The organism is Arthrobacter yangruifuii, from assembly GCF_009192775.1.
Taxonomy (GTDB): domain Bacteria; phylum Actinomycetota; class Actinomycetes; order Actinomycetales; family Micrococcaceae; genus Arthrobacter_B; species Arthrobacter_B yangruifuii.
In genome coordinates this window covers 982,948-1,009,140 of record NZ_VTFX01000001.1, presented here as the reverse complement: position 1 = coordinate 1,009,140, position 26,193 = coordinate 982,948, and the positions used below count along the sequence as shown (strand labels likewise).

The following is a 26,193-nucleotide window of genomic DNA, read 5'->3' as shown; positions in this document are numbered from 1 at the left end:
GTAGTACGCAGGAGCTGCCCTCGGCAGACAGGACGGGTCAGCGGCGCTTAGCGGCGCGAACCGTAGTTCGGGGCTTCCGCCGTCATCATGATGTCGTGCGGGTGGGACTCCTTCAGCCCGGCCGGGGTGATCCGGACGAACTTGCCCTTGGCCTTGAGCTCTTCGATGGTGCGTGCGCCCGTGTAGAACATGGTCTGGCGCAGGCCGCCGACCAGCTGGTGCGCCACGGCGGACAGCGGGCCGCGGTAGGGCACCTGGCCCTCAATGCCTTCCGGGATCAGCTTCTCGTCGCTGGGGACGTCGGCCTGGAAGTAACGGTCCTTCGAGTAGGAGGTGTTCTTGCCCCGGGACTGCATGGCCCCGAGGGAGCCCATGCCGCGGTAGGACTTGAACTGCTTCCCGTTGACGAAGACCAGGTCGCCCGGGCTTTCGGCGGAACCGGCGAGCAGGCCTCCGAGCATCACGGTGTCGGCGCCGGCCACGATGGCCTTGCCGATATCGCCCGAGTACTGCAGGCCACCGTCGGCGATAATCGGCACGCCGGCGGGGATGGCAGCCTTGGAAGCCTCGTAGATGGCGGTGATCTGCGGAACGCCCACACCGGCCACAACGCGGGTGGTGCAGATGGAGCCGGGGCCCACGCCCACCTTGACGGCGTCCGCACCGGCGTCGATCAGCGCCTGGGCGCCTTCACGGGTGGCAGCCTGGCCGCCGATGATGTCCACATGGGCTGCGGCCGGATCGCGCTTGAGGCGGGCAATCATGTCCAGCACACCGGCGCTGTGGCCGTTGGCGGTATCCACCACCAGGATGTCGACGCCGGCATCCACCATGGTCATGGCGCGCTCGTAGCCGTCGCCGAAGAAGCCGATGGCCGCACCGACGCGCAGGCGCCCTTCGTCATCCTTGGTGGCCAGCGGGTACTGCTCGGCCTTGTCGAAGTCCTTGACGGTGATCAGGCCCTGGAGCTTGCCGGCGTCATCCACCAGCGGAAGCTTTTCAATCCGGTTCTTTCCCAGCAGCTCGACGGTTTCCTCGGCACTGATGCCGACCCGGCCGGTGATGAGCGGCATGCGGGTCATGACTTCCTCAACCTTGCGGCGGGGGTAGTCGGCGCGCGGGATGAACCGGGTGTCGCGGTTGGTGACGATGCCCAGGAGGGTGTTTTCGGCATCCACCACGGGCAGGCCCGAGACGCGGAAATGGGCGCAGAGGTCGTCAAGTTCCTGCAGGGTGGCGTCGGGGGCAATGGTCACCGGATTGGTGATCATGCCGGATTCGCTGCGCTTCACCCGGTCCACGTGCTCGGCCTGGTCCGCGATGGAGAGATTGCGGTGGATGACGCCGAGGCCGCCCTGCCGGGCCATGGCGATCGCCATCCGGGACTCGGTCACCGTGTCCATGGCGGCCGAGAGCAGCGGAGTCTGGACCGTAATGCGCTTGGACAGCCGCGAGCTGGTGTCCGCTTCAGAAGGGATGACATCCGTCGGGCCGGGCAGCAGGAGGACGTCGTCATACGTCAGGCCGACAAAGCCAAACGGATCATGTTCTGGGTACTGCTGACTCAAAGCTGCGCCTCTTTCGGGGAATGAGAGGAAGGAAAAGGCCCGATTTAGCCTGTACCTATCGTAAAACGAAAGCAGGCTGCCCCCTATTCCAAACCGGTCCCTTTTTGGAACGCCTGAGCCCGCCGCCGTGACATCCCGCACCGTTTTCCCGCCCGGACCGCTGCCGGATGTGAGCGATGCCATGCTTCTTCCGGGCAGCAAAAGGCCCCGCACGGGTATCCGGGCGGGGCCAGAGCCTGCTAACCGCGCCCGGGGCGCGTGCCTGGCTGCTTAGTGCTGGTGACCGTGGTCATCATCTTCCTCGGCCGGCTTCTCCACCACGAGGGCTTCGGTGGTGAGTACCAGCGAAGCGATCGAGGCAGCGTTGCGCAGTGCCGAACGGGTGACCTTGACGGGGTCGATGATGCCGGCGGCAATGAGGTCTTCGTACTCACCGGTGGCGGCGTTGAAGCCGTTGTTGATCTCCAGCTCACCGACCTTGGCGACGACGACCATGCCTTCGGAACCGGCGTTCTCGGCGATCCAGCGCAGCGGCTGGGCCAGTGCGCGGCGGACCAGGCCGACGGCGGTGGCAGCGTCACCGGTCAGCTGGGTGACCTCCGGATCGGTGTCCAGTGCCCGGGCGGCGTGGACCAGGGCGGAACCGCCGCCGGCCACGATGCCTTCTTCGAGTGCGGCACGGGTGGAGGAAACGGCATCTTCGATGCGGTGCTTCTTTTCCTTCAGCTCCACCTCGGTGGCTGCACCGACGCGGATGACGCCGATGCCGCCGGAGAGCTTGGCCAGGCGTTCCTGGAGCTTCTCGCGGTCCCAGTCGGAATCCGTGCGCTCGATCTCGGCGCGGATCTGTGACACCCGGTCGGCGACGTCGGACTCGGAGCCGGTGCCGTCAACAATGGTGGTGTTGTCCTTGGTGACCGTGATGCGGCGGGCCGAACCCAGCACCTCCAGGCCAACCTGGTCCAGCTTCAGGCCGAGGTCCGGGCTGACCACCTGGGCGCCGGTGAGGGTTGCGATGTCCTGCATCATGGCCTTGCGGCGGTCACCGAAGCCCGGCGCCTTGACGGCGACGACGTTCAGGGTGCCGCGGATCTTGTTGACCACCAGGGTGGACAGGGCTTCCCCGTCAACGTCTTCGGCAATGATGAACAGCGGCTTGGAGGTCTGCAGCGCCTTTTCCAGCAGCGGCAGGAACTCGGCAACGGAGGAGATCTTGCCGGAGTTGATCAGGATCAGCGCGTCTTCGAGGACGGCTTCCTGGCGCTCCGGGTCGGTCACGAAGTACGGCGAGAGGTAGCCCTTGTCGAACTGCATGCCCTCGGTGATGGCCAGCTCGGTCTGCGTGGAGGAGGATTCCTCGATCGTGATGACGCCGTCCTTGCCGACCGTGTCGAAGGCCTGGGCCAGCAGTTCGCCGATCTCGGCGCTCTGGGCCGAGATGGCGGCAACGTGGGCCACCTGGTTGCCTTCAACCGGCTTGGCGTTCTCCAGCAGGCGCTTGGCCACTGCGTCGACGGATACCTCGATGCCGCGCTTGAGCTGGCCGGGGGCTGCGCCTGCCGCTACGTTGCGCAGGCCTTCCTTGACCAGGGCCTGTGCCAGCACCGTGGCGGTGGTGGTGCCATCGCCGGCAACATCGTTGGTCTTGGTGGCTACTTCCTTGGCCAGCTGCGCGCCGAGGTTTTCATACGGGTCTTCCAGCTCAACTTCGCGGGCGATCGTGACGCCGTCGTTGGTGATGGTGGGAGCGCCCCAGGTCTTGGCCAGGACGACGTTCCGGCCGCGCGGGCCGAGGGTCACCTTGACCGTGTTGGCGAGCTTATCGACGCCGGCTTCGAGCGAGCGACGGGCGGAGTCATTGAACTCCAACTGCTTTGCCATGTGTGTGTCCTTTCCGACAACTACATCTGCACCTACATCAGAAAACCCCGGCCAGAATGTTGGCCGGGGTTTTCCAGGGGAACTACTTTACGACGACGGCCAGCACGTCGCGGGCGGACAGCACCAGGTATTCCTGGCCGCCGTGCTTGACTTCGGTTCCGCCGTACTTGGAGTAAATGACTACGTCGCCTTCGGCAACGTCAACCGGGATGCGGTTGCCGTTGTCATCAACGCGGCCGGGTCCAACTGCAACTACTTCGCCCTCCTGGGGCTTTTCCTTTGCAGTGTCCGGGATAACGAGGCCGGAAGCAGTGGTCTGCTCGGCTTCGAGCGGGCGGACAACAATACGATCCTCAAGGGGCTTAATAGAGACCGACACTCGGGCTCTCCTTTGCGTAGTTTTCACGGAATTGGGCCGTTGGTCTGGCGCCGGCCGTCGTCGCGGTGCCGGTTAGCGCTTTCCCTTCGGGAGTTAGCACCCTCACGTTCAGAGTGCTAAGTGAGACTTTATGCAACGGTTAGCACTCGGTCAAGGCGAGTGCCAATGCGCAGCGTCGACGGCGGTCCGCCCGCCGCATCCCTGCGTCCGCAGCGGTCACGGAATTTGCTTAGGCTCGCCTAACCGGGATAGTTTTCAGAGGCGCGCACCATTAGAAAACATTTCTGTGACCTAATCCCCGGATAGGCACATCGACTCTCACCGGAGCCCCCATGCTTACCAAGTCCCGCCTGCTGGCCGGAACCGCCCTCGTGTCCCTCCTCGCGCTCAGCGCCTGCTCCACCGAAGCAGCAGAAGCAGACGCCGATTCCACCGCCGCCTCAACCATCACGGTCGAGCACGCCCAGGGAAGCACCGAAGTGCCGGTGAACCCGGAGGTCGTCTACACGTTCGATCTCGGCGTCCTCGACACCATGGATGCCCTCGACATCGACGTCGACGGCGTGCCCGCGGCGAACTTCCCCGACAGCCTGTCCAAGTACAGTGCCAACGAGATCACCAAGATCGGCAGCATGAAGGAACCCGACTTCGAGGCGATCAACGCCGGGGATCCGGACCTGATCATCATTTCCGGCCGGGTGGCCGACTCCTATGACGAGTTGAGCGAGATTGCGCCGACCATCGATCTCAGCGTCGATTCCAACGATGCCTGGAACTCCTTCACGGAAAACACCAGGACCCTCGGCACGATCTTCGAAAAGGAAGACCTGGTCGAAGAAAAGCTGGGTGCCCTCGAAGGCAAGGTGGAAGACACCAAGGAACTGGCCGCCGACGCAGGCAACGGCCTGATCGTCATGACCAGCGGCGGGGAAATGAGCGCCTACGGCCCGGGCTCCCGCTTCGGCATCATCCACGACATCCTTGGCGTCGCACCCGCGGCGGAAGTCCAGGGCGAGGGCAAGCACGGAGAAAAGGCCTCCTTCAACTTCATTGCGGACACCAATCCGGACCACTTGTTCGTGATTGACCGCGACGTCGCCGTAGGCACCTCGGGCGAAGCCGCCTCCGCCGTGTTGGACAACGAACTGGTCAAGAGCACCAAGGCCGCACAGAACGGCAACATCACCATGCTGGACTCCGCCAGCTGGTACCTGGTCGGATACGGCCTGAACAACGTGGACTCCATGGTTAACACCGTCCACGACGCTCTCTAACCGCACCTCTGCGCTGCGCGGCCCGGCACCGTTTGTGCCGGGCCGCGCAGGAACTGGATACCTATATGACCGCCCCCGCCCTGCCGGGCAAGAACCCGGCACGTGCCTCCGCCGCTGCTCCGTTGGAACAGCGGCGCTTTCTGCGTTCAACCGCCGGGCTCGCCGCCGGCGTCTGCATCGTCACCGCGCTTGCGGCCGTGAGCCTCTTTGTCGGCGTCGGCGACCTTTCGCTTTCCTCGCTGCTGTCCGGGGATCCCACCACCCGCATGCTGTTCTGGGTCAGCCAGCTCCCCCGCACGCTCAGCATCATCCTCGCCGGGATGGCCCTGAGCGTGGCCGGCCTGATCATGCAGCTGATGGCCCGGAACAAGTTCGTGGAACCCTCCACCGTCGGCACGGTGGAATCCGCGCAGCTGGGGATCCTGGCAGTCACCGTGCTGCTGCCCGGCGCCTCCATGTTCCTGAAGATGTCCACCGCCTCGGTCTTCGCCGCAGCTGGAACCGCCCTCTTCCTGCTGGTGCTGCGCCGCATCCCGCTGCGCAGCACACTGATCGTCCCCCTGGTGGGCATCATGCTCGGCGGCGTGATCTCCGCCGTCACCACCTTCTTCGCCTACCGCACCGATCTGCTCCAGACCCTGAACAGCTGGATGGTCGGCGACTTTTCCGGCGTCCTGCGCGGCCGCTATGAACTGCTCTGGATTGTGGGGGCCCTGACCGTTATCGGGTATCTGGCGGCGGACCGTTTCACTGTCGCGGGCATGGGAGCGGACTTCACCACGAACCTCGGCCTGAACTACAACCGGGTGATGGCCCTCGGACTGGTGATTGTCTCCCTGATCAGCGCGGTGGTGGTGGTCAGCGTGGGCTCCATCCCCTTCCTGGGCCTCATCGTGCCCAACCTCGTGTCCCTGATGATCGGTGACAACGTCCGCCGCGCAGTGCCCTGGGTTGCCGTCTTCGGAGCGGGCTTCGTGCTGCTCTGCGACATCATCGGGCGCACCATCCGCTACCCCTACGAAATCCCGGTGGGCGTTGTGGTCTCCGCGGTAGGCAGCGTCATCTTCCTCTACCTCCTCCTACGCAAGCGCGGTTCCCATGCCTGAAACCTCCACCAGTGCGCTGCCCGCCGCGGTCACGGAACACCGCCGGCACCCTGTCCGGGCCGTTCCGGCGAAGTTCTGGATCATTACCCTCGGCATAGCCGCCGCGGTTTTGATCGCGGCGTTCATGACCATTGAACTGCGCGGCAACCTCGGGTACGCCCTGCCCCGCCGGGCGGTCAAGGTCGGCTCCATGATCCTGGTGGCCTACGCCGTGGGCGTCTCCACGGTCCTGTTCCAGACGGTCACCGCCAACCGGATCCTCACGCCGTCGATCATGGGCTTTGATGCGCTCTACGTACTGATCCAGACCATCCTGGTGTTCACCCTGGGCGGCGGAGCCCTGCTGTCGCTGGGGGCACCGGTCCGCTTCAGCATCGAAGTGCTGCTGATGGTCGGTTTCTCCTTCCTGCTCTACCGGTGGCTGTTCACCGGCGGCGGGAAATCCCTTCATCTCATGCTGCTGGTCGGCATTGTCTTCGGCACCATGTTCCGCGGCTTCTCTTCCCTTCTGCAGGTGCTGATTGAGCCGAGCGAATTCATCATCCTCCAGGACCTGTTCTTCGCCAGCTTCAACAACGTCGATGCCGCCCTGCTGGGCTACTCGGCGATCGCCGTCGCCATTGTCAGTGCCATGGCCTGGCGCATGCGCCATTCCTTCGACGTCCTGGCCCTGGGCCGGGAAACAGCGGTCAACCTCGGGGTGGACCACAAGAGGGCAGTCACCACCACGCTGGTGATCTGTTCGGTGCTCGTCGCGGTGTCCACGGCCCTGGTGGGGCCGGTGACCTTTTTCGGACTCCTGGTGGCCTCCCTGGCCTACCAGCTGTGCGCCAACTTCCGCCACGCCGCGGTGCTGCCCATCGCCGTGCTGCTGGGAATCATCGCCCTGGTGGGCGGCCAGCTGATGCTGGAGCGGATTTTCGACTTCGACACCGCCCTGAGCATCGTCATCGAATTCGTCGGCGGCATCGTGTTCCTCGTCCTGCTCCTGAGGGGAAAAGTGAAATGACCCTCCCCCTGCACCGCCCGAAAGGCAACACCCCATGATCTGCGTCAACGGCGTCACCAAGCGCTACTCCTCCACCGTGGTTGTGGACGGGGTGAGCTGCCGGATTCAGGAAGGCGGCATCACGTCGATCATCGGACCCAACGGTGCCGGCAAATCGACCCTGCTTTCCATGATCAGCCGCCTGCTGCCCATGGACTCGGGCTCGGTCACCGTGGACGGGCTCGACGTCGTCTCCACCCCCGGCCGGGACCTCGCGAAGAAGATGGCCATCCTGCGCCAGGACAACCAGCTGACCGTCCGCCTCACCGTCCGGGACCTGGTCGGCTTCGGCCGGTACCCGCACAACGGCGGACGTCCGGGTCCCGGGGACAGGACCCACATTGAAACGGCCATGGCCTACCTGGACCTGACCGCGCTGGCGGACAAGTTCGTGGACGAGCTCTCCGGCGGCCAGCGGCAGCGCGCCTTCATCGCCATGGTGCTGGCCCAGGATACGGACTACCTGCTGCTGGATGAGCCGCTGAACAACCTGGACATGAAGCATTCCGTGGAAATGATGCGGCTGCTGCGCCGGCTTACTGACGATTTCGGGAAGACCGTGGTGCTGGTCATCCATGACATCAACTTCGCCTCCTGCTATTCGGACGACATTATTGCCATGTGCGACGGCCGGCTGGTCCATCAGGGACCGCCGGCGGAAATCATGCGGTCCGAGGTCCTGAAGGATATTTACGAGATCGACATCCGGATTGAAGAGATCGAGGGGAACCGGATCGGCGTGTATTTCGCCTAGGCCCCGCCCTCATCGCTGATCCGGGGTGCGGGCGCCCTCAGCCCAATGTGGCCCTCTGTCCTGCCCGGCCGGCCACGGCGGCGAGCCGTTCCACGGCTTCGGTGAGCACCTCCGGGGAACAGGCGAAGTTCAGCCGGACGTATCCGGCGCCCTGCGGCCCGAACCGCAGCCCCGATTCCAGCGCCACCCGTGCCTGCTCCAGGGCCGTCGCCGCCGGATCATCGCCCCAGCCGAGGGCACGGAAATCCAGCCAGGCCAGGTAGGAGGCAGCCGGCAGGCGGTAGCGGACCCCCGGCAGGTGCTCGGCCAGCAGCTCCCCCAGCAGGCGCCGGTTCGCGGCCAGGGATTCCAGCACCGAGGCGAGCCAAGGGCCGCCGTCGGTGTAGGCGGCCGCAGCGGCGTGCAGGCCGAGGATGCTGGTGCGGGCGGAGACTTCTTCGGGCATGGAGGACAGCATCAGCCGGGTCCGGTCACTCTGGGCCACCATCACGGCGCACTTGGTACCGGCAATGTTCCAGCCCTTGCTGGCGGCGCTGACGCAGATTCCGTACCCGCGCGCGTTCTGGGAAACGGTGAGATACGGGGTGAAGGCCCCCGGTTCATAGGTCAGCGGAGCATGGATTTCGTCGCTGATCACGGTCACGCCGTACTTCGCGGACAAGTCTGCGAGCGCCCGCAGGGTTTCCACCGAGTGGACCAGGCCCAGCGGGTTGTGCGGGTTGCACAGCAGCATGGCATCCGCGCCGAGGGCAAAGGCCTGTTCAATCCCGGCCAGGTCCAGCGCCCAGTTCCCGCCGTCGGATAACAGCGGCACTTCCACCACGGCGGCATCGGCTTCGAGCGGCAGCTCAAAGAACGGCGGATAGACCGGCGGAGTGATCACCACGGTGCTGTCCATGGGGACCGCCTGGCGCAGGCATTCCACAATCGCGACGCTCACGTCCGTGGTGGTGCGCACGTCCTCCGGGTCCACGGCCCAGGACCAGGTCCGCCCGGCAAACCCGGCGAAGGCCTCCGCCACCGGCCGGGGCCCGGCAATGTACCCCGTGTCCGAGGCCAATACCCTGTCGATGATGGCCTGCTGCACGGGGCCGGCCAGCGGATAGTCCATTTCAGCTACGAACAGCGGCAGCACGTCGGCCGGATAGGTCTGCCATTTGTAGCTCGTACGGGCGCGCAGTACGGCCAGCGGTTCGGCGGCGATCTTCGTCATGGCGCCCAACTTACAGCTAACGCGCCCGCGGACAGAACAACTAGGCTGGAGGGCATGCCCGATACTTCCCTTGCCCATGTTCTGACCCCCGAGGGATGGCAGCTGCTGAACTCGCTTCCGCCCTATCTGGAATCCGAGTCGCTGAAGCTGAACACGGACCTGCGTAAGGCCGGGCATTCCCCCGAGCTGGTGGCCGCCGTCCTGACGCAGGCAAAGCTGCGGATGAAGGCCCGCGGGAAATTCGGCCCGTTCGCCGAACACATGGTCTTCACGCAGCCCGGACTGGAGCAGGCCACCCGGCTTAACGTCGCTGCCCTGCACGCCCGCCGCTTCCAGGAAGCCGGACTGTCCAAGGTCGCGGACCTCGGCTGCGGCATCGGCGCTGATTCCCTGGCCCTGGCCACCCTGGACCGGCAGGTCACCGCCGTCGAACTGGATGAAATCACCGCTGCAGCGGCAACCATCAACCTCATGCCCTGGCCGGAAGCCACGGTGGTCCAGGGCCGCGCCGAGGACTTCGACCTGACCGGGTTCGACGGCGTCTGGCTTGATCCGGCGCGCCGGACCACCTCGACGTCGGGCACCACCCGCATCTTCGACCCGGAGGCTTTCTCCCCTCCCCTGTCCTTCGTGGAATCACTGGCGGATGCCGGCCTGCCCGTCGGGGTGAAGATGGGACCCGGCATCCCGCATGATGCGCTGCCGGCGAACTGCGAGGCGCAGTGGGTGTCCGTGGACGGCGACGTCACCGAAGCCACACTCTGGTTCAATGTGCTGCGCCGCCCCGGTGTCCGGCGTGCGGCCCTGGTAATCGGCTCCGGGGGCGCCGCCGAGCTGACCTCGCCGGTGGATTACGACGCCGGCGCCCAGGACGTGGCCGTCGGGCCCGCCGAGGGATACCTGTATGAACCCGACGGCGCCGTGATCCGCGCCGGGCTGGTGGCCGACGTCGCCGCCACCCTGGACGGTCACCTGCTCGATCCGCACATCGCCTACATCTGCGCTCCGGAACTGCGTGAGACACCGTTCGCCCGCGCCTACCGCATCCTCGAGGTCCGCCCGTACAACGTCCGGGCGCTGAAGTCCTGGGTGAAGGAAAACGGCATCGGTGTCCTGGACATCAAGAAGCGCGGCATGTCCGTTACACCGGAGGAGCTGCGCAAGGCCCTGCTCACGGGCTCCGGCAAAGGTAACCGGGGCACCAGGAAAGCCACGCTGGTCCTCACCCGGATCGGTGAGGACCGCGTGGCCCTGGTGGTGGAACCGGTTTCCGCAGCCTAGGCGGCCTGCCGGGCCGGTCCGCAGGAAAACTGCTTTAGGCGCGGGAGAATTCGCTGGCTTCGCGTACCTGCTCCGGCGTGGGGCGGACCCCGGTGTACAACACGAACTGTTCCTCGGCCTGGATGGCGATGACTTCGGCGCCGGTGATCACCGGCGTCCCTGCAGCCCGGGCGGCTTTGATCAGCGGAGTCTCGGACGGCAGTGCTACGACGTCGAACACCGTCTTGGCGGCCGCCACGGCGTCATCGCTGAAGGACTGCGCGTCCTCGTACCGGCCGGACATGCCCAGCGGGGTCACGTTGATCAGCAGGTCCGCCGTGGAGGTTCCCGGGTCGCCCTGCCAGGCAAAGCCGTAGAGGTCCGCGAGCGCACGGCCGGCGGCCTCGTTGCGGGCGGCAATCGTGACCCTGGTGAAGCCGGCATCCCGCAGGGCGGCCGCCACTGCCTTGGCCATGCCGCCGGAACCGCGCAGCAGCACAGAGTGCGTCGCCGGCACCCGGTGGTCACGCAGCAGCCGGGCAATGGCCAGGTAATCGGTGTTGTAGGCGGTGAGCACGCCGTCGTCGTTAACGATCGTGTTGACGGAATCGATGGCCTTCGCGGACGGATCCATCCGGTCCACCAGGGCAATAACCTCCTCCTTGTACGGCATGGATACCGCCGCACCGCGGATCGGCAGGCCCCGCACCCCGGCAATGGCCTGTGCCAGGTCTGCCGGGGCGAACGCCTTGTACACATAGTTCAGGCCAAGCTGGTCATAGAGGTAGTTATGGAAGCGCGTACCGATGTTGCTGGGCCGCGCGGCCAGGGAAATGCACAGGGTCATGTCTTTGTTCAGGATGGGCATCCTCCCATTATGTCCGCAGCACGCTTTCCGGTTACGTCCGCATTAACGGCCGGCGGCCGGCCGCAGGCGTCTGCGGCTATAGGATTGGTACGGTTCCCAACGCAAAGACGCGGGTCCGGGTAACTGCAGGACGTAACGCATAAAGCAGGAGACAGTTTGGAAATCGAGTTCGCCAAGTCCGCCCAGTCAACACTGGGAGTCGAGTGGGAACTGGCCCTCGTGGACAGCACTACCGGAGACCTTGTCTCCGTGGCGGACGAAGTCCTGCGCGGAGTGAACGTCAATGACCCTTCGCTGCGTGAAGACGAAGAGCATCCCCACATCAAGCAGGAACTGCTGGAAAACACCGTGGAACTGGTGACCGGCGTGTGCCGCACGGTGGCGGAGGCCAAAGCGGACCTGGCCCGGTCCCTCGCGGCGGTGCGGCGGGTGACCGACCCCATGGGCGTTGAACTGTTCTGCGCCGGTTCCCACCCCTTCAGCACCCCGCGCTCGCAGCCGGTCACGGACAAGGAACGGTACGCAAAGCTCATAGACCGGACCCAGTGGTGGGGCCAGCAGATGCTGATTTTCGGAGTGCACGTCCATGTGGGCCTGGACAGCCGGGACAAGGTGCTTCCCGTCCTCGACGGACTGGTGAACTACTTCCCGCACTTCCAGGCACTCTCGGCGTCATCCCCCTTCTGGTCCGGCGAGGATACCGGGTACGCGTCCCAGCGCGCCCTGATGTTCCAGCAGCTGCCCACCGCCGGGCTGCCGTTCCAGTTCGCGTCCTGGGCCGAGTACGAGTCCTATGTGCAGGACATGTTCACCACCGGGGTCATTGATTCCATCAGCGAAATCCGCTGGGACATCCGGCCGGTCCCCGGCCTGGGCACCATCGAGATGCGCGTCTGCGACGGGCTGGCGGACATCCGGGACGTGGGCGCCATTGCCGCACTCACCCAGTGCCTGGTGCACGAGTTCTCCTCCATTCTCGACGCCGGCGGCAGCATCCCGACCATGCCGCCCTGGCACGTCCAGGAAAACAAGTGGCGGGCGGCCCGGTACGGGATGGAAGCCATCGTGATCCTCGATGCCGAGGGCAACGAGAAGCTGGTGACCGACCATCTGCTGGAAGACGTCCTGCCGCGCCTGGAACCGGTTGCCGCAGAGCTGGGCTGCAGCGCCGAGCTGGCTGACGTCCGGACCATCATTGAGCGGGGCGGCGGCTACCGGCGCCAGCGCAGCATTGCCGCAGAGAACGACGGCGACCTGCGCGCCGTCGTCCTGGACGGCATTGCCCAGCTCCGGGGAGCCTGAACCCGGACGGTTTTCCGGCCACCATGCAGGCAGGGCCCCAGCGGGATAACCGCCGGGGCCCTGCCTCTTTGGGAAGCGGATGCTGCAGGCCGGCTTCAGACCCCGGCTGCGGCCACGTGGATGCTGGTCACCGGCAGTGACGGGTCCGTGCCGAAACCGATCCCGGAGGGCTCTCCGCCCGCCATGACCACCTGCGCGCCCAGTGCCGCCACCATGGCGCCGTTGTCCGTGCACAGCGAAATCGGCGGAACCCGCAGGGTAATGCCGGCGGCCGCGCAGCGCTCCGCGGTCAGGGCCCGGAGCCGCGAGTTCGCGGCCACTCCCCCGCCCAGCAGCAGGTTGGTGATGCCGTGCTCGGTGCAGGCCAGCACCGCCTTGGAGGTAATCACGTCCACCACCGCTTCCTGGAAGGACGCGGCAATATCGGCCACGGGAAGGTCCTGGCCGGAGGCCTCGTACTGCTCCACGCAGCGGGCCACTGCCGTCTTGAGGCCGGAGAAGGACCAGTCATAGCGATGCGGTCCCGGCGCCTCGGCGGTGCCCATGTACTTGGGCTGGGTCAGTCCGCGGGGGAACCGGATGGCCTTCGGATTGCCTTCCCGTGCCAGCCGGTCAATGGCCGGCCCGCCCGGGTAGCCCAGTCCGAGGATGCGGGCGACCTTGTCATAGGCCTCTCCCGCGGCGTCGTCGATCGTGGACCCGAGCAGTTCCACGTCATCCGTCAGGGACGCCACGCGCAGGATTTCGGTGTGGCCGCCGGAGACCAGGAGTGCGCCGAGGTTATCCGGCAGGGCACCGCCGTCGAGCACGCCCACACCCACGTGCGCCACCAGGTGGTTGATCGCGTACAGCGGCTTGCCGGTGGCCAGGGCCAGGGCTTTGGCGGCGCTGACTCCCACCATCAGTGCCCCGGACAGACCGGGGCCGGAGGTCACGGCAATCGCGTCCAGGTCCGCCAGCGCCACGCCGGCCTCGGCCAGCGCCGCCTGCAGGGCGGGAACCATCGCCTCCAGATGCGCCCGCGACGCTATCTCGGGGATCACCCCGCCGAAGCGGACATGCTCATCCATGGACGAGGACACGGTGTTGGTCAGCAGCTCGGTTCCCCGGACAATGCCGATCCCGGTTTCGTCGCAGGAGGATTCGATGCCGAGCACCAAAGGGGCCGTGCGGTTCATTTACTGTTCCTTAGTTTCTGTTGCCGTCCCGGCCGTCGGAGCACCGGACCAGCCGGCCAGGGGCAGGCGCATGATCAGGGCGGAGGCGCCGTCACGGTAATAGCGCGGCCGGACGTGGATCTGTTCAAAACCGAACCAGCGGTACAGCCGCTGGGCGCGGGGGTTGTCGTCACGCACTTCCAGGAGCACGTCCTCGGCGCCGCGCTGTTTCGCCTCGTCCACGAGGGTGGCCAGCAGCCGGGACCCGATGCCGGCGCCCTCGTTTTCGGGGACGACGGCGATGGTCTGGACGTCCGCGATCGGCAGGACGCACATTAGCCCGGCGTATCCGATGACGGTTCCGGCGGGGTCCACCGCCACGTAGTAGGACCGGGTGTCCGTCTGCGCCAGTTCGTCGTGGAACATCTGCAGAGGCCAGGCATCAACGGGGAACAGCCGGCGTTCCAGGGTGTCCACGGCCGGGATGTCCGCCGAGGTCATCGGCCGGATGAGGATGGTGTCGGCGGCGGTCACAGGGCGCGCTTCCGCGGTCCGGGAACCTTGGCGTCGGATTCGCGCAGGTACAGCGGCGTGCTGGGCAGCAGGGGCAGGCCCCGGACCAGCCGGGCGGCGGCGGTGCGTCCCAGGGCGGCAGCGGTGGGCTGCGCGTCGGCGAAGCCCTGAACCGCGTGCAGCACCCCGGGGTACAGTCCGGCGCCGGCACCGTAGACGGGCAGGGCGGGGACCTCGGACGGGGCGCTCACGTGCGGCCCGTCCAGCAGTTCGGGGGTGCCGCCGGTGCTGCGGTAGGCGGCCCAGTAGACCTCCTTGCGCCGGGCGTCAGTGGCGACGGCGAACTCGTCGATGCCGTGCCGCCAGGCGTCCAGGGCGGCGTCTACGGCAATGGCGTCCAGGCTCATCACGCCGTGCAGGGGCTTGTCCCAGGCAAAGGCCAGGGTCCGGGCGGTGGCGATGCCCGCGCGCAGGCCGGTGAACGGGCCGGGGCCCACCCCGACGACCACGGCGTCCAGCTCGGGACCGGCCACTCCGGCGTCGGCCAAAAGGTCCGCAATTGCCGGGGCGAGGACTTCTGCGTGGGAACGCGTGTCTTCGCTGGCGAAGGACGCCAGGATCGCTGACTCCCCTGTGAGCAGTGCCGCACTGGCTATGGCGGAGGTATCAATGGAGAGAATCAGCACGGTTCCTATTCTACGGCGCGTGCCGCACCGCCGTTTCAGGGCGGCTTCGCTGCCCTGAAATGGCGGTGCCGTGCGCACCCGTGCGGCGGGGTGGGGCCGGGGTTAGACGACCACAATCTCCGTTCCATCGGTCTTGTGGTCGGCCATGGCGACGCTCTGAACCGCCGGGTCCTCGTAGGTGTTCCAGTAGTAGGTCATGGTTCGGGCCGAGAAGAGCCCGGTGTAGGTGGTTTTTTCGAACTCACCGGAGTCCATGGCCGCGCTGCCCTCCACCATCGCAACCTGCTGCAGGGTATGGAAGGCGCGGCTGACGTTCTCCTCTTCGCTGGCCTTCTGCGGGTAGTGCGCGTTGACGTAGGCCGCACGCACAAACCGGGACGGTGAGTAGTAGTCGCCGGGGATCCCCCGCATCAGCGAGCCGGATCCGAACGGAACCAGATGCGCCTGGTTGAGGACCACTTCCTCGGGGAAGTCGGGTGACGTGTTGAGGTAGTTGCGGAGGTTCTCGTGGTGCCAGCCGAAACCGGGCTGGTTCGCCAGGACGTCGACGTCGTCGTGGAAGACCTGCATGCCGTCGCTGGTGTACTCCACCACGATGGCGCGGGTCTTGTCGGCGATGAGCCAGTGCAGCAGTGAACTCGGGTACTTGTCATTGATGGGGCGGTCCACAATCACGGTGTTCTCCAGCGCGGCCTCGACCTCGTCAACGGTGGCGAACTGGGACGCCACCCAGAGCGGGAACTCGAATGCGGGAACGTTTGTCTTACCCTCGACCGGTTCCGCCGCGTACTGCGCGTAGCCGGGGAAATTGAGGCCGCCGACTGCCAGGCCGGCATCATTGCCGCAGTCGAAGTACAGCGGGGTGTCCTCCTGCACGATCCCCATGCCGATAACGGCGTGGGATATCTCCGGCACGGCACCGAACGGTGACTTCGTGGCGTACCCGGTGGGCGTGAGTACCACCCGCTCACCGAAATCGGAGGTCCAGTCGAGGTTGCGCGCGAAATAGAGGTTGCCGCTGCCGTCCGTAAACCTGATGCCTGTGCACATGTTTGGTTGCTCCCTGTTGAGGCTAAGCCCCGACGCAGTCTGCCCGTTCCCAGGTTTGCGCCGGAGACGCTGCCGGGGGTGGGCCGGACCGGTCCCCCGGCCAGGCAGTCCCCCTTCCCGAACAGGTTAGGCCCGGTCCCCCGGCAGGCGGCAGCATCCATGCCCGTTTGGCCCGGCAGACCCGCAAAGTATTCCGTGCCGGCAGCAAAACAGGGGCCCGCAGCGAACAGGGCACCGCGGAGAAACAGGGTGCCGCGGAGAAGCGGCGATGCGGATCAGCTGCGACGCGGATCAGCGGCGACGCGGATCAGCCCAGGCTGGGCGGCTCGACCCACCGCGGTCCGTATCCTGCCAGCCGAATGGTGCGCTCCTCGTCCGTGTCCTCCTCGGAGAAGTCCGTGGCGATGCCTCCCCGGGCGGGCTGCTCCCCGCCGACGGCACGGATGAGGGTGATCTCCAGGCGGCTGTCGGACAGATGCTCGACGAGTCCGTGGCCCCACTCGACCACGGTGACGGCACGGTCCATGGAGGCTTCCAGGTCAATGTCATCAACTTCGCCTTCCGACCCGAGCCGGTAGGCATCCACGTGGACCAGGTCCGGACCGTTGACCAGCGAGGGATGTTCGCGGACCAGGACGAACGTGGGCGAGATGATGCCCGGCCGCACGCCGAGCCCTTCGCCCAGACCCTGGGTGAACGTGGTCTTGCCGGCACCCAGTTCACCGGTCAGCAGCAGCAGGTCCCCGGCACGAAGGACACGGCCGAGGCGTGCGGCGAAGGCCTTGGTTTCCCCGGCGCCCGCAGTGCGGAATTCCGCTTCCCAGTTTGGATCCTGCGTCACAGGGCCTGCACCGCCTGCGCCGTTTCCGTCGGCTGCCCGGCGTCGCCCGCGGCTTCCAGGGCAATGGGAGGGCTGTCGACGCCGGCCTCCGCTTCCGCTGCGCTGTCCACATAGGTGCGCGCTACCCGGCCGCTGATCCGGGTGATGATCTCATAGTTGATGCTGCCGGCTGCCGAGGCCCATTCGTCCACTCCGGGATACCCCGCGCCGCCGAACAGGACAGCTTCGCGGCCCACCAGTGTCTGGGGGGTTCCTGCCAGTCCGGTGCGGCCCAGGTCAACCACCATCTGGTCCATGGCGATGCGCCCGACCACCGGATAGACCTGTCCGTCCACCTGGACCGGACCGCCGGTGGCCACGCGGGGCACGCCGTCGGCGTAGCCCAGCGGCACCAGTGCCAGCGTGGTCGGTTCGGAGGTGCGGTAGGTGAATCCGTAGGAGACGCCCTGCCCGGCAGGGACCTCCTTGCAGGCGGAGATGGTGGTCTTCAGCGTCATGGCCGGTTGCAGGCCCAGCTCCGCCGGGGTCTGGCCCGCGAACGGCGAGAGCCCGTACATGCCCAGCCCGATCCGGACCAGGTCAAAGTGCGCGTCCGGCCGGGACAGTGCGCCGGGGGTGTTGGCAATGTGCCGGACCTCGCGGTCCACGCCTGCGTCCTCGGCAACGGCGACGGCGACGCGGAACTTCTGCAGCTGCTCATCGGTTTCCGGGCGGTGCGGTTCGTCGGCGACGGCGAAGTGGGAGAAGATGCCCACCACCCGCAGCAGGCCCTCCTCCTGGTAGGACAGGGCCCGGCCCACAAAGGCCTCCCAGAGGTCCTCGGGGCAGCCGTTGCGGCCGAGGCCAGTGTCGATCTTGAGGTGTACCCTGGCCGGCATTTCCAGTTCCCGGGCGGCGGTGACGACGGCGTCCAGGTCCCACCCGGAGACGCCCACGTCCACGTTGGCGCGGATGGCTTCGGCAAACGCGGTGTCCTGAGTGTGCAGCCAGGCCAGGACCGGTGCGGTGATGCCGGCGGCGCGCAGCTCCAGCGCCTCACTGATGTGGGCCACACCCAGCCAGGCTGCCCCCGCTTCCAGCGCCGCCTGCGCGGTCTGCACGGCGCCGTGCCCGTAGGCATCCGCCTTGACCACTGCCATCACGCGTGCCGGGCTGACGACGTGGGAAAGGTGGCGGACATTGTGCCGGATGGCGGCGAGGTCAATGACGGCGGTACGTTCTGCGGGAGGCGGGGATTGCGGAAGCTGGGGTTCTGGGTAGTTCACGTCCCTATTCTTTCATTTTGCGAAAGGCAATACGTCCCTCCCGCCCTTCCTACAGCGTCCGGTGCATGATGTGCAGTCCCGTCAGCCCCCGGGCAGGGTGCCGGAATGCTTCCGGGACGGTGGCCAGGATCCGGAACCCCAGGGACTGCCAGAGCTGCACGGCGCGGGTGTTCGTTGCGACGACGGCGTTGAACTGCATGGCGAGGTAGCCGCTGCCGGCCGCTTCCGCCAGGACGTGGCCGGCGAGGGCGCGGGCCACACCCTGCCCGCTGAACCGGGCCGCGGTCATGAAGGAGGCATTGGCGACATGGCTGCCGTTGCCGGCACGGTTGGGATGCAGCAGCGCCGTCCCGGCGATGCCCCCATCCTGCTCGGCGACGAACACCACCGAGGGAGCAGGCTCCAGCCACAGCGGGCGGGCCTGCTCCTCGGTGAGCGCGGTGTCCCAGCAGTAGGTTTCGCCGGCACGCAGGATGGGTTCCATCAGGGCCCAAATGCCCGGCCAGTCCTCGGGCCGGGCCTGCCGGATGGTCAGGCTGCCGGTGATGCCTGTGCTGTTGTGCTGCATGGGTTCCCTCCAGCCGTGCCGGGCTTCATCAGGCGTCGAGTGCGGCGGCCCAGAGGTTGATCTTCGAATCCACCGCGTACTCGTCGATGCGCCGGAGTTCGTCCGGGGTGAACTCCAGGTTGTTCACGGCGGCCAGTGAATCCTCGAGCTGCTTCACGCTGGACGCGCCGATCAGTGCGGAGGTGATGGGGGACGCACCGTTCCGGCTTCGCAGGACCCAGGCGATTGCCATCTGCGCCAGGCTCTGGCCGCGGGATTCGGCGATCGAGTTCAATCCCCGTACGCGCTTCAGGTTTTCCTCGGACAGCTGGGACGGGTCCAGGGACTTCCCGGCGGCTGCCCGCGAGTCTTCGGGGACCCCGTCCAGGTACTTGTTGGTCAGCAGGCCCTGGGCCAGCGGCGAGAACGCAATGGAGCCGGCACCGACGTCGTCCAGTGCGGCGAACAGGTCGGGCTCGCCCTCTTCAACCCACCGGTTCAGCATCGAGTAGGAAGGCTGGTGGATGAGCAGCGGCGTACCCATCTCGCGCAGGATGCGTGCAGCTTCGATCGTTTTTTCGGGCGAGTAGGAGGAGATACCCGCATAGAGTGCGCGGCCGGACCGGACCGCGGTGTCCAGGGCGCCCATGGTTTCCTCCAGCGGGGTTTCCGGGTCGGGGCGGTGGCTGTAGAAGATGTCCACATAGTCCAGGCCCATGCGCTCCAGGGACTGGTCCAGGGAGGACAGCAGGTACTTGCGGGATCCCCAGTTGCCGTAGGGGCCGGGCCACATGTCGTAGCCGGCCTTGCTGGAGATCACGAGCTGGTCGCGGTACGGGCGGAAGTCGTCACGGAAGTGCCGGCCGAAGTTGGTCTCGGCGGAGCCGTAGGGCGGGCCGTAGTTGTTGGCCAGGTCGAAGTGGGTGACCCCAAGGTCGAAGGCGCGGCGCAGGATGGCACGCTGGGTTTCGAAGGGCTTGTCATCGCCGAAGTTGTGCCACAGCCCCAGCGAGACGGCCGGAAGCTGGAGTCCGCTCTGTCCGACGCGGCGGTAGGGCATGGATTCATATCTGTTCTCTGCAGCAACATAAGTCATAGGCCCCATACTGCCACTGTTGCCTGCCTCACAGCGCGCTGATCCCGCCGCGGACCGGTTAATCTCCTGCAGCCGGCACCCTGCAGGAAAATACCCTGCGGGTGCCGGCTGCGGCGGAGGATGCGGTGCTGTTATCCGGCCAGGATGGCCGCCCCGTAGGCGGGCAGCTGCACGGCATCGCCGTAGAGCTCCACCGGTGAGGTTTCCAGCAGCACGCGGGCCTGCGTTCCCAACGGAACCGGCACTTCACGCGGGGTGTCGGCGAAGTTCAGGGCCACCGCGGTGGATCCGCGCTGCATCACCAGCCAGCGTCCCACTTCGTCATAGTCCACCCGGACGTTGCGCAGGTCCGGATCCATCAGGTCGGGGGTTTCCCGGCGCAGCGCCAGGAGCCTGCGGTACAGCTCCAGGAGCCGCCCGTGGTCTCCCTCTTCCACCTCGGACCAGTCCAGTTTCGAGTTGGTGAAGGTGCTCGGATCCTGCGGATTGGGAACCGTGTCCGGATCCCAGCCCATCCGTTCGAACTCCTTCAGACGGCCCTCTGCGGTGGCTTTCCCCAGCTCCGGTTCGGGATGGGACGTGAAGAACTGCCAGGGTGTGGATGCCCCGAATTCCTCCCCCATGAACAGCATGGGGGTGAACGGCGAGGCCAGGCTCAGCACTGCGCCGAGGGCGAGCTGATCGTACCCCAGGCTCGCGCTGAGCCGGTCGCCGGCGGCCCGGTTGCCGATCTGGTCATGGTTCTGGATGGCGGTGACCAGCTGGCGTGCGGTCACCACGTCCTTGTCCAGCGGACGGCCGTGGCTGCGTTCCCGGAAGGTCGAGAACGTCCCGTTGTGGAAGAACCCTTCCTGCAGCACCTTCGCCAGCGCGGCAATCGAGTCGAAGTCCTCGTAGTAGCCGCCGTTTTCACCGGTGAGGTTGGTGTGGGCGGCATGGTGGAAGTCATCGGACCACTGGCCGGCAAGACCGTAGCCGTTGACCTTGCGCCCGGTGATGAGGCGGGGGTTGTTCAGGTCCGACTCAGCAATGAGGAACAGCGGCTTGCCCAGGGCTTCGGCGCAGTCATCCGTCGCGGCAGCCATCTCTTCGAGGATGTGGACAGCCCGTTCGTCGTGCAGGGCGTGCACGGCGTCCAGCCGCAGCCCGTCCACGTGGTAGTCGCGGAACCACATCAGGACGTTGTCCACGATGTACTCGCGGACGACGTCGGAGAGCGGACCGTCCAGGTTGACCGAGTCCCCCCAGGTGTTCGACTTTCCCTCGGTGAGGTAGGGGCCGAACATCGGGAGGTAGTTGCCGCTGGGGCCCAGGTGGTTGTAGACGACGTCCTGGATGACGCCGAGGCCGGCCTGGTGGGCCGCGTCGACGAACCGCTGATAGGCCTCGGGCCCGCCGTAGGTTTCCTGCACGGCGTACCAGAGCACACCGTCATAGCCCCAGTTGTGGGTTCCGTTGAACGCGTTGACCGGCAGCAGTTCTACATAGCGGACACCCAGGTCCACCAGATAGTCCAGCCGGCCGATCGCTGCGTCCAGGGTTCCTTCGGGAGTGAAGGTGCCTACGTGCATTTCGTAGATCGCACTGCCGTCGAGCCCCGGGGAAACCCAGCCGGAGTCATGCCACTGGTACAGATCCGGGTCGAATGTGCGCGACAGTGCGTGCACGCCCTGGGGCTGGCGCCGGGACCGGGGGTCCGGTACCGGCGTCTCGGCGCCGTCAATGAGGTAGCCGTAGTCAATGTCCTCGGTGAGTTCGGCGTGCTGGACATGCCACCAGCCGTTTTCGCCCCGGGTCATGGACAGGTGCCGGCCGTCGGCCAGCAGCGTTACGGTGCCGGCCTTGGGGGCCCACACGTCAAAGTTGGTCCTCATTTGCCGTCCTCCCGAACCAGCAGCGCCACCGGATAGGTGCCGAACACGTCGGCAGCCGCCAGGCGGCCGCGGCTTTCGTGCGTTGCCCCGGTAATGACGTCCCGGTAGGTGCCGGGCGCCAGGACAACAGCGGTGTCCTGCCATCCGCCGTCGCGCTCAAGCCCCAGCGGAAGACGGGTCACCAGCGTTACCGCGCCGCCGCGGTCAAACCCGAAGAGGTGTTCAGCTGCGGATCCTTCCACGGCTACCGGAACGTATCCCGTGAACAGCTCGGGCCGGCCGCGCTTGAGCTGCAGGGCGCGGGTGGTGACCAGCAGCTTCGCGGCGGCGTCCTCGTCCACGGCGGGGGCACCGGCGTCGGCGAACGACGCCGCAGCCTGGCTCCTGCGGGCAAAGTCGACCTCGCGGCGGTTGTCCGGGTCCACGAGCGAGCGGTCCCAGAATTCCGTGCCCTGATACACGTCCGGCACGCCGGGCATCGTCAGCTGCAGGAGCTTGGCCGAGAGTGAATTGCTGTACCCGGCTGTCCGGATCCGTTCCACCAGTGCGGTGATCACTGCGTTGACGTCCGGATTGTCGAACGCCGCATCAATGGCTGCATGCATCCGCTCTTCGAATTCGGCGTTGGGAGCCGTCCAGGTGGTGCTGCTGGAGGCTTCGCGGGAGGCCTTTTCGGCGTAGGCGTGTGCACGTTCCCGGCTCAGCGGCCAGGCCCCGACGAAGGTCTGCCAGAGCAGGTTCGCCATCGACCCGTCATTCATCGGAGCCAGGGCGTCAAGGCGCGTGAACGCCTCGCTCCACTCCACCGGGATTTCCGCGAGTACGGAGATCCGCGCGCGGGTGTCCTCGCTGCGCTTGGTGTCATGCGTGGTTAGTGCCGTCATGGCTGCCGGCTGTTCCAGCTGCCGGCGGATCAGGCGCGTGTGCATGTCAAACGGCGCTACCGAGAAGTGCGCCGGGTCGGCGCCCACCTCGTTCAGGGACGTCAGGCGGGAGTAACGGTAGAAGGCCGTGTCCTCGACGCCCTTGGCCATCACCATGCCGGAGGTCTGCTGGAAACGGACTGCGAGCTCGCCCAAGCGGGAAAGGGAAACCTCGGTTTCTCCGTCTGCCAGCGGGTTCAGCAGCCCCTGCAGGCGATCCAGCGCGGCAGCGAGATCCGGGCGGTGGACCTTGGCCGCAATCACGGCGTCGGTCAGGTACCCGGCACCCTCGGGAAGGTAACTGCGGTACACCGGGAAGCAGGCCAGCAGCTCGGCCAGTGCATCCGCCGCGGTTGCCGGTTCCAGACCGGAGTCCGCCGGCAGCAGGCGCACGAGGCGCTGCACCTCTGAGTTCAGCAGGTGGTCTGCAATGACCCGCTTGGTGCCGTGGATCATGTCCGTGTACGGTTCCGTGGGCACCAGGGCGGTGAGCTGTTCCTCGCCGGCCGGGTCCACAAAGAGCCGGTCGACGTCGGCCAGCGCGTCGTATCCGGTGGTGCCTTCGGTTTCCCAGTCCGCGGGGAGTTTCTCGCCGGGTTCCAGGATTTTTTCCACCAGGATGTACGCGCCCCCGGTGATTTCCCGCAGCCGGGCCAGGTATCCCTTGGGATCGGCGAGACCGTCCGGATGGTCGATCCGCAGGCCGTCCACAAGGCCTTCCTCGAACCAGCGCTTTACCTCGGCATGGGCCTCGTCAAAGACCCAGGGCTCTTCGACCCGGATGCCGGCCAAAGTGTTGACCCCGAAGAACCGGCGGTAGTTCAGCTCGCTGTCGGCGCGGCGCCAGTTCACCAGTTCATAGTGCTGGCGTGCATGCACGTCCTGCGCACTGTCCCCTTCGGAGGCGGTGCCTTCGGCGATTGGATAACGGTTGTCGTAGTAGTGGAGTTCGCCGTCCGCCAGCTTGAGCTGGTCAAGCTCGTGGGCGCCGTCGCCCAGGACGGGCAGGCGAAGTTTTCCGTCTGCGGCGTCCCAGTCAATGTCGAAGGCTTCGGCGTACCTTGAGCCGCGGCCCTCGGCCAGCACGGACCACCACCACTTGTTCCGGTGCGGCGTGGCGATGCCCATGTGGTTGGGCACAATGTCCACCAGCACGCCCAGGCCCGCCGCGTGGGCGGCATCGGAGAGGGCTTTTAGCCCCTCCGCTCCGCCGCGTGCCGGGTCGACGCTGGAGGGATCGGTGACGTCGTAGCCATGGTCCGAGCCCTCTTCCGCCGTGAGGATGGGTGAGAGGTAGACCCAGTCCACCCCAAGGTCAGCGAGGTACGGCACCAGTTCCGCGGCGTCGAACAGGGTGAAGGACGGACGGATCTGGAGGCGGTACGTGGAGAGCGGTGTCCTCATTCAGCAGCCTCTGTGTTCTGCGCTGCCATGGCAGCGAGTGACGCCGCCACGGAGTGGTCGTGCTCCTCTTCCTCTGCGTGTGCCCGCAGGACCACCATCGACTTGGCAGCCACGGTCATCTGTCCGTCAGCGGCAACCGGCTCGGAGTCCGCGTATTCACCGGCGGTGTCGATGACCGTGTCCCACATCGGGGCGTATTCCTTGGCCGGAAGGGTGATCTTCACTGCTTCGTCGTGCGCGTTGAAGTACAGCAGGAAGTTCAGGTCCGTGATGCGCTGCCCACGTGCGTCCTTGCCCGAAATGCCCTGGCCGTTCAGGAACACGCCCAGCGAACGGCTGACCGGGGTGTCCCAGTCATCCGGGGACATGGTGGAGCCGTCCTCGTTCAGCCAGACGATGTCCGGCAGTGCCTCGCCCTCGCCCCGTCGGACCGGACGGCCGTCGAAGAAGCGGCGGCGGCGGAACGTGGGGTGCTCGGCGCGCAGGGTGTTGACCGCTGCGGTGAATTCCAGGAGCGGCGCATCCATGGTCTCCCAGTTGATCCAGCTCAGCTCGGAGTCCTGGGCATAGGTGTTGTTGTTACCCTGCTGCGTCCGGCCCAGCTCATCGCCGTGGGCGATCATCGGCACGCCCTGCGAAAGGAGCAGGGTGGCAATGAAGTTGCGCTGCTGGCGTGCCCGCAGCGACAGGACCGAGGGATCATCCGTGGGGCCCTCGACGCCGCAGTTCCAGGACCGGTTGTGGGACTCGCCGTCGTTGTTGTCTTCGCCGTTGGCCTCGTTGTGCTTTTCGTTGTAGGCCACGAGGTCATGCAGCGTGAAGCCGTCATGGGCGGTAACGAAGTTGATGGACGCCACGGGGCGGCGTGCCGAGGACTCGTACAGGTCCGCGGAGCCGGTGATGCGGGACGCGAACTCGCCCAGCGTGGAGGGTTCTCCGCGCCAGAAATCGCGGACGGTGTCCCGGTACTTGCCGTTCCATTCGGTCCACTGCGGGGGGAAGTTGCCCACCTGGTAGCCGCCGGGACCAACGTCCCACGGCTCGGCGATCAGCTTGACCTGGGAAACTACCGGGTCCTGCTGCACCAGTTCGAAGAAGGCGGAAAGGCGGTCGACGTCGTAGAACTCGCGGGCCAGTGTCGAGGCCAGGTCAAAGCGGAAGCCGTCAACGTGCATTTCGGTGACCCAGTAACGCAGCGAATCCATGAGGAGCTGCAGCGAGTGCGGGTTGCCCACGTTGAGGGAGTTGCCGGTACCGGTGTAGTCCATGTAGTACTTCTTGTCGTCCTCCACCAGCCGGTAGTAGGACGCGTTGTCGATGCCCCGGAAGGAAAGCGTGGGACCCATGTGGTTGCCCTCGGCCGTGTGGTTGTAGACCACGTCGAGGATGACTTCGATGCCGGCCAGGTGCAGCGCACGGACCATGGCCTTGAACTCCTGGACCTGCTGGCCCTGGTCGCCGGTGGCGCTGTAGGTGTTGTGCGGGGCGAAGAAGCCGATGGTGTTGTAGCCCCAGTAGTTCGACAGCCCCTTTTCCTGCAGGGTGGAGTCGTTGACGAACTGGTGCACGGGCATCAGTTCGATCGCGGTGATCCCGAGCTTCTGCAGGTGTGCGATCACGGAAGGATGGGCAACGCCGGCATAGGTGCCGCGCTGGTCCTCGGGCACGTCGGGGTGCGTTTCGGTGAGGCCCTTGACGTGCGCCTCGTAGATCACGGTCTGGTGGTACGGGATCTTCGGCTTCCGGTCACCATCCCAGTCGAAGAACGGGTTGATGACGACGCCCATCATCATGTGCGGGGCGGAGTCCTCGTCATTGCGTGAGTGTTCGTCGCCGAAGTTGTAGCCGAACAGCGCCTGGTCCCAGTCGATCTCGCCGGCAACGGCCTTGGCGTAGGGGTCCAGCAGCAGCTTGTTCGGGTTGCACCGGTTGCCGTTCTCCGGATCGTTCGGTCCGTCCACGCGGTAACCGTACTTCTGCCCCGGCATCACCTGCGGCAGGTAGCAGTGCCAGACATACCCATCCACCTCGGTCAGCCGGACCCGGCTCTCCGTCCCGTCCTCATCGAACAGGCACAGGGTTACGGAATCCGCCACCTCACTGTAGAGGGCAAAGTTGGTGCCGTTTCCGTCATAGGTAGCCCCCAGCGGATAGGCATCTCCCGGCCAAACTTCCATGTAGTGC

Annotated in this window: 22 protein-coding genes; 6 read left to right on the top strand and 16 right to left on the bottom strand. The window is 66.3% G+C overall.

Annotated features, from left to right (window positions below):
- Window positions 1–47: 47 nt before the first annotated feature.
- From guaB to groES, 3 genes are all read right to left on the bottom strand, one after another.
- A complete protein-coding gene (guaB, locus tag GD627_RS04905) occupies window positions 48–1,568 on the bottom strand; it encodes an IMP dehydrogenase (RefSeq protein WP_146361183.1) in 1,521 nt (506 codons plus the stop codon).
- 270 nt (window positions 1,569–1,838) lie between these two features.
- Window positions 1,839–3,449, bottom strand: coding sequence for a chaperonin GroEL (gene groL / locus GD627_RS04900; RefSeq protein ID WP_152271539.1), 1,611 nt, complete (start codon window positions 3,447–3,449; stop codon window positions 1,839–1,841).
- An 82-nt stretch (window positions 3,450–3,531) separates the two neighbouring features.
- Entirely contained in the window at window positions 3,532–3,828 is a 297-nt protein-coding gene (groES, locus tag GD627_RS04895; protein ID WP_146361179.1) for a co-chaperone GroES, read from the bottom strand.
- Between the two features lie 332 nt (window positions 3,829–4,160).
- On the opposite strand from groES, the gene GD627_RS04890 reads away from it, so the two are divergent.
- From GD627_RS04890 to GD627_RS04875, 4 genes are all read left to right on the top strand, one after another.
- Window positions 4,161–5,102 carry a siderophore ABC transporter substrate-binding protein gene (locus GD627_RS04890; RefSeq protein WP_152271538.1) on the top strand — a complete coding sequence of 314 codons (942 nt, stop codon included), beginning with the start codon at window positions 4,161–4,163 and terminating at the stop codon, window positions 5,100–5,102.
- 65 nt (window positions 5,103–5,167) lie between these two features.
- Entirely contained in the window at window positions 5,168–6,208 is a 1,041-nt protein-coding gene (locus GD627_RS04885; protein ID WP_152271537.1) for an ABC transporter permease, read from the top strand.
- Window positions 6,201–7,217 (top strand): iron chelate uptake ABC transporter family permease subunit, encoded by a 1,017-nt coding sequence (locus GD627_RS04880; protein WP_152271536.1) that lies wholly within the window; start codon window positions 6,201–6,203, stop codon window positions 7,215–7,217. The genes GD627_RS04885 and GD627_RS04880 overlap by 8 nt, the downstream gene beginning before the upstream one ends.
- A 34-nt stretch (window positions 7,218–7,251) precedes the next feature.
- Window positions 7,252–8,010, top strand: coding sequence for an iron ABC transporter ATP-binding protein (locus GD627_RS04875; RefSeq protein WP_152271535.1), 759 nt, complete (start codon window positions 7,252–7,254; stop codon window positions 8,008–8,010).
- A gap of 37 nt (window positions 8,011–8,047) precedes the next feature.
- Here the strand turns inward: GD627_RS04875 and GD627_RS04870 are convergent, their stop codons facing one another.
- Window positions 8,048–9,223: a MalY/PatB family protein gene (locus GD627_RS04870; protein ID WP_152271534.1), complete on the bottom strand. Its 1,176-nt coding sequence runs from the start codon at window positions 9,221–9,223 to the stop codon at window positions 8,048–8,050.
- A gap of 54 nt (window positions 9,224–9,277) precedes the next feature.
- On the opposite strand from GD627_RS04870, the gene GD627_RS04865 reads away from it, so the two are divergent.
- Window positions 9,278–10,504 carry a THUMP-like domain-containing protein gene (locus GD627_RS04865; protein ID WP_152271533.1) on the top strand — a complete coding sequence of 409 codons (1,227 nt, stop codon included), beginning with the start codon at window positions 9,278–9,280 and terminating at the stop codon, window positions 10,502–10,504.
- A 34-nt stretch (window positions 10,505–10,538) separates the two neighbouring features.
- On the opposite strand, the gene GD627_RS04860 is transcribed toward GD627_RS04865, so the two are convergent.
- A complete protein-coding gene (locus tag GD627_RS04860; RefSeq protein WP_152271532.1) occupies window positions 10,539–11,351 on the bottom strand; it encodes a shikimate 5-dehydrogenase in 813 nt (270 codons plus the stop codon).
- Window positions 11,352–11,507: 156 nt separating this feature from the next.
- Between GD627_RS04860 and GD627_RS04855 the strand changes: the two genes are divergently transcribed.
- Window positions 11,508–12,653, top strand: coding sequence for a glutamate--cysteine ligase (locus GD627_RS04855; RefSeq protein WP_152271531.1), 1,146 nt, complete (start codon window positions 11,508–11,510; stop codon window positions 12,651–12,653).
- A 95-nt stretch (window positions 12,654–12,748) separates the two neighbouring features.
- Here the strand turns inward: GD627_RS04855 and tsaD are convergent, their stop codons facing one another.
- The 11 genes from tsaD to glgX form a co-directional block, all read right to left on the bottom strand.
- Window positions 12,749–13,831: a tRNA (adenosine(37)-N6)-threonylcarbamoyltransferase complex transferase subunit TsaD gene (gene tsaD / locus GD627_RS04850; protein ID WP_152271530.1), complete on the bottom strand. Its 1,083-nt coding sequence runs from the start codon at window positions 13,829–13,831 to the stop codon at window positions 12,749–12,751.
- A complete protein-coding gene (rimI, locus tag GD627_RS04845; protein ID WP_343032378.1) occupies window positions 13,832–14,344 on the bottom strand; it encodes a ribosomal protein S18-alanine N-acetyltransferase in 513 nt (170 codons plus the stop codon).
- Window positions 14,341–15,009 carry a tRNA (adenosine(37)-N6)-threonylcarbamoyltransferase complex dimerization subunit type 1 TsaB gene (tsaB, locus tag GD627_RS04840; protein ID WP_152271529.1) on the bottom strand — a complete coding sequence of 223 codons (669 nt, stop codon included), beginning with the start codon at window positions 15,007–15,009 and terminating at the stop codon, window positions 14,341–14,343. The genes rimI and tsaB overlap by 4 nt, the downstream gene beginning before the upstream one ends.
- 102 nt (window positions 15,010–15,111) lie before the next feature.
- Window positions 15,112–16,059, bottom strand: coding sequence for a choloylglycine hydrolase (bsh, locus tag GD627_RS04835; RefSeq protein ID WP_152271528.1), 948 nt, complete (start codon window positions 16,057–16,059; stop codon window positions 15,112–15,114).
- Window positions 16,060–16,366: 307 nt separating this feature from the next.
- Window positions 16,367–16,900 carry a tRNA (adenosine(37)-N6)-threonylcarbamoyltransferase complex ATPase subunit type 1 TsaE gene (tsaE, locus tag GD627_RS04830; protein ID WP_152271527.1) on the bottom strand — a complete coding sequence of 178 codons (534 nt, stop codon included), beginning with the start codon at window positions 16,898–16,900 and terminating at the stop codon, window positions 16,367–16,369.
- Window positions 16,897–18,165 carry an alanine racemase gene (gene alr, locus GD627_RS04825; RefSeq protein ID WP_152271526.1) on the bottom strand — a complete coding sequence of 423 codons (1,269 nt, stop codon included), beginning with the start codon at window positions 18,163–18,165 and terminating at the stop codon, window positions 16,897–16,899. Before alr ends, tsaE begins: the two co-directional genes overlap by 4 nt.
- 49 nt (window positions 18,166–18,214) lie before the next feature.
- Window positions 18,215–18,733, bottom strand: coding sequence for a GNAT family N-acetyltransferase (locus tag GD627_RS04820; RefSeq protein WP_152271525.1), 519 nt, complete (start codon window positions 18,731–18,733; stop codon window positions 18,215–18,217).
- A gap of 28 nt (window positions 18,734–18,761) precedes the next feature.
- Window positions 18,762–19,808 (bottom strand): L-glyceraldehyde 3-phosphate reductase, encoded by a 1,047-nt coding sequence (gene mgrA, locus GD627_RS04815; protein ID WP_152271774.1) that lies wholly within the window; start codon window positions 19,806–19,808, stop codon window positions 18,762–18,764.
- A gap of 131 nt (window positions 19,809–19,939) precedes the next feature.
- Complete coding sequence (gene treZ / locus GD627_RS04810; RefSeq protein ID WP_152271524.1) at window positions 19,940–21,682, bottom strand: malto-oligosyltrehalose trehalohydrolase; 1,743 nt, start codon at window positions 21,680–21,682, stop codon at window positions 19,940–19,942.
- Window positions 21,679–24,009: a malto-oligosyltrehalose synthase gene (gene treY / locus GD627_RS04805; protein ID WP_152271523.1), complete on the bottom strand. Its 2,331-nt coding sequence runs from the start codon at window positions 24,007–24,009 to the stop codon at window positions 21,679–21,681. The genes treZ and treY overlap by 4 nt, the downstream gene beginning before the upstream one ends.
- The gene (glgX, locus tag GD627_RS04800) at window positions 24,006–26,186 is read right to left on the bottom strand and encodes a glycogen debranching protein GlgX (protein WP_152271522.1); all 2,181 of its coding nucleotides are present in this window, start codon (window positions 26,184–26,186) and stop codon (window positions 24,006–24,008) included. Before glgX ends, treY begins: the two co-directional genes overlap by 4 nt.
- Between the last annotated feature and the right edge of the window lie 7 nt (window positions 26,187–26,193).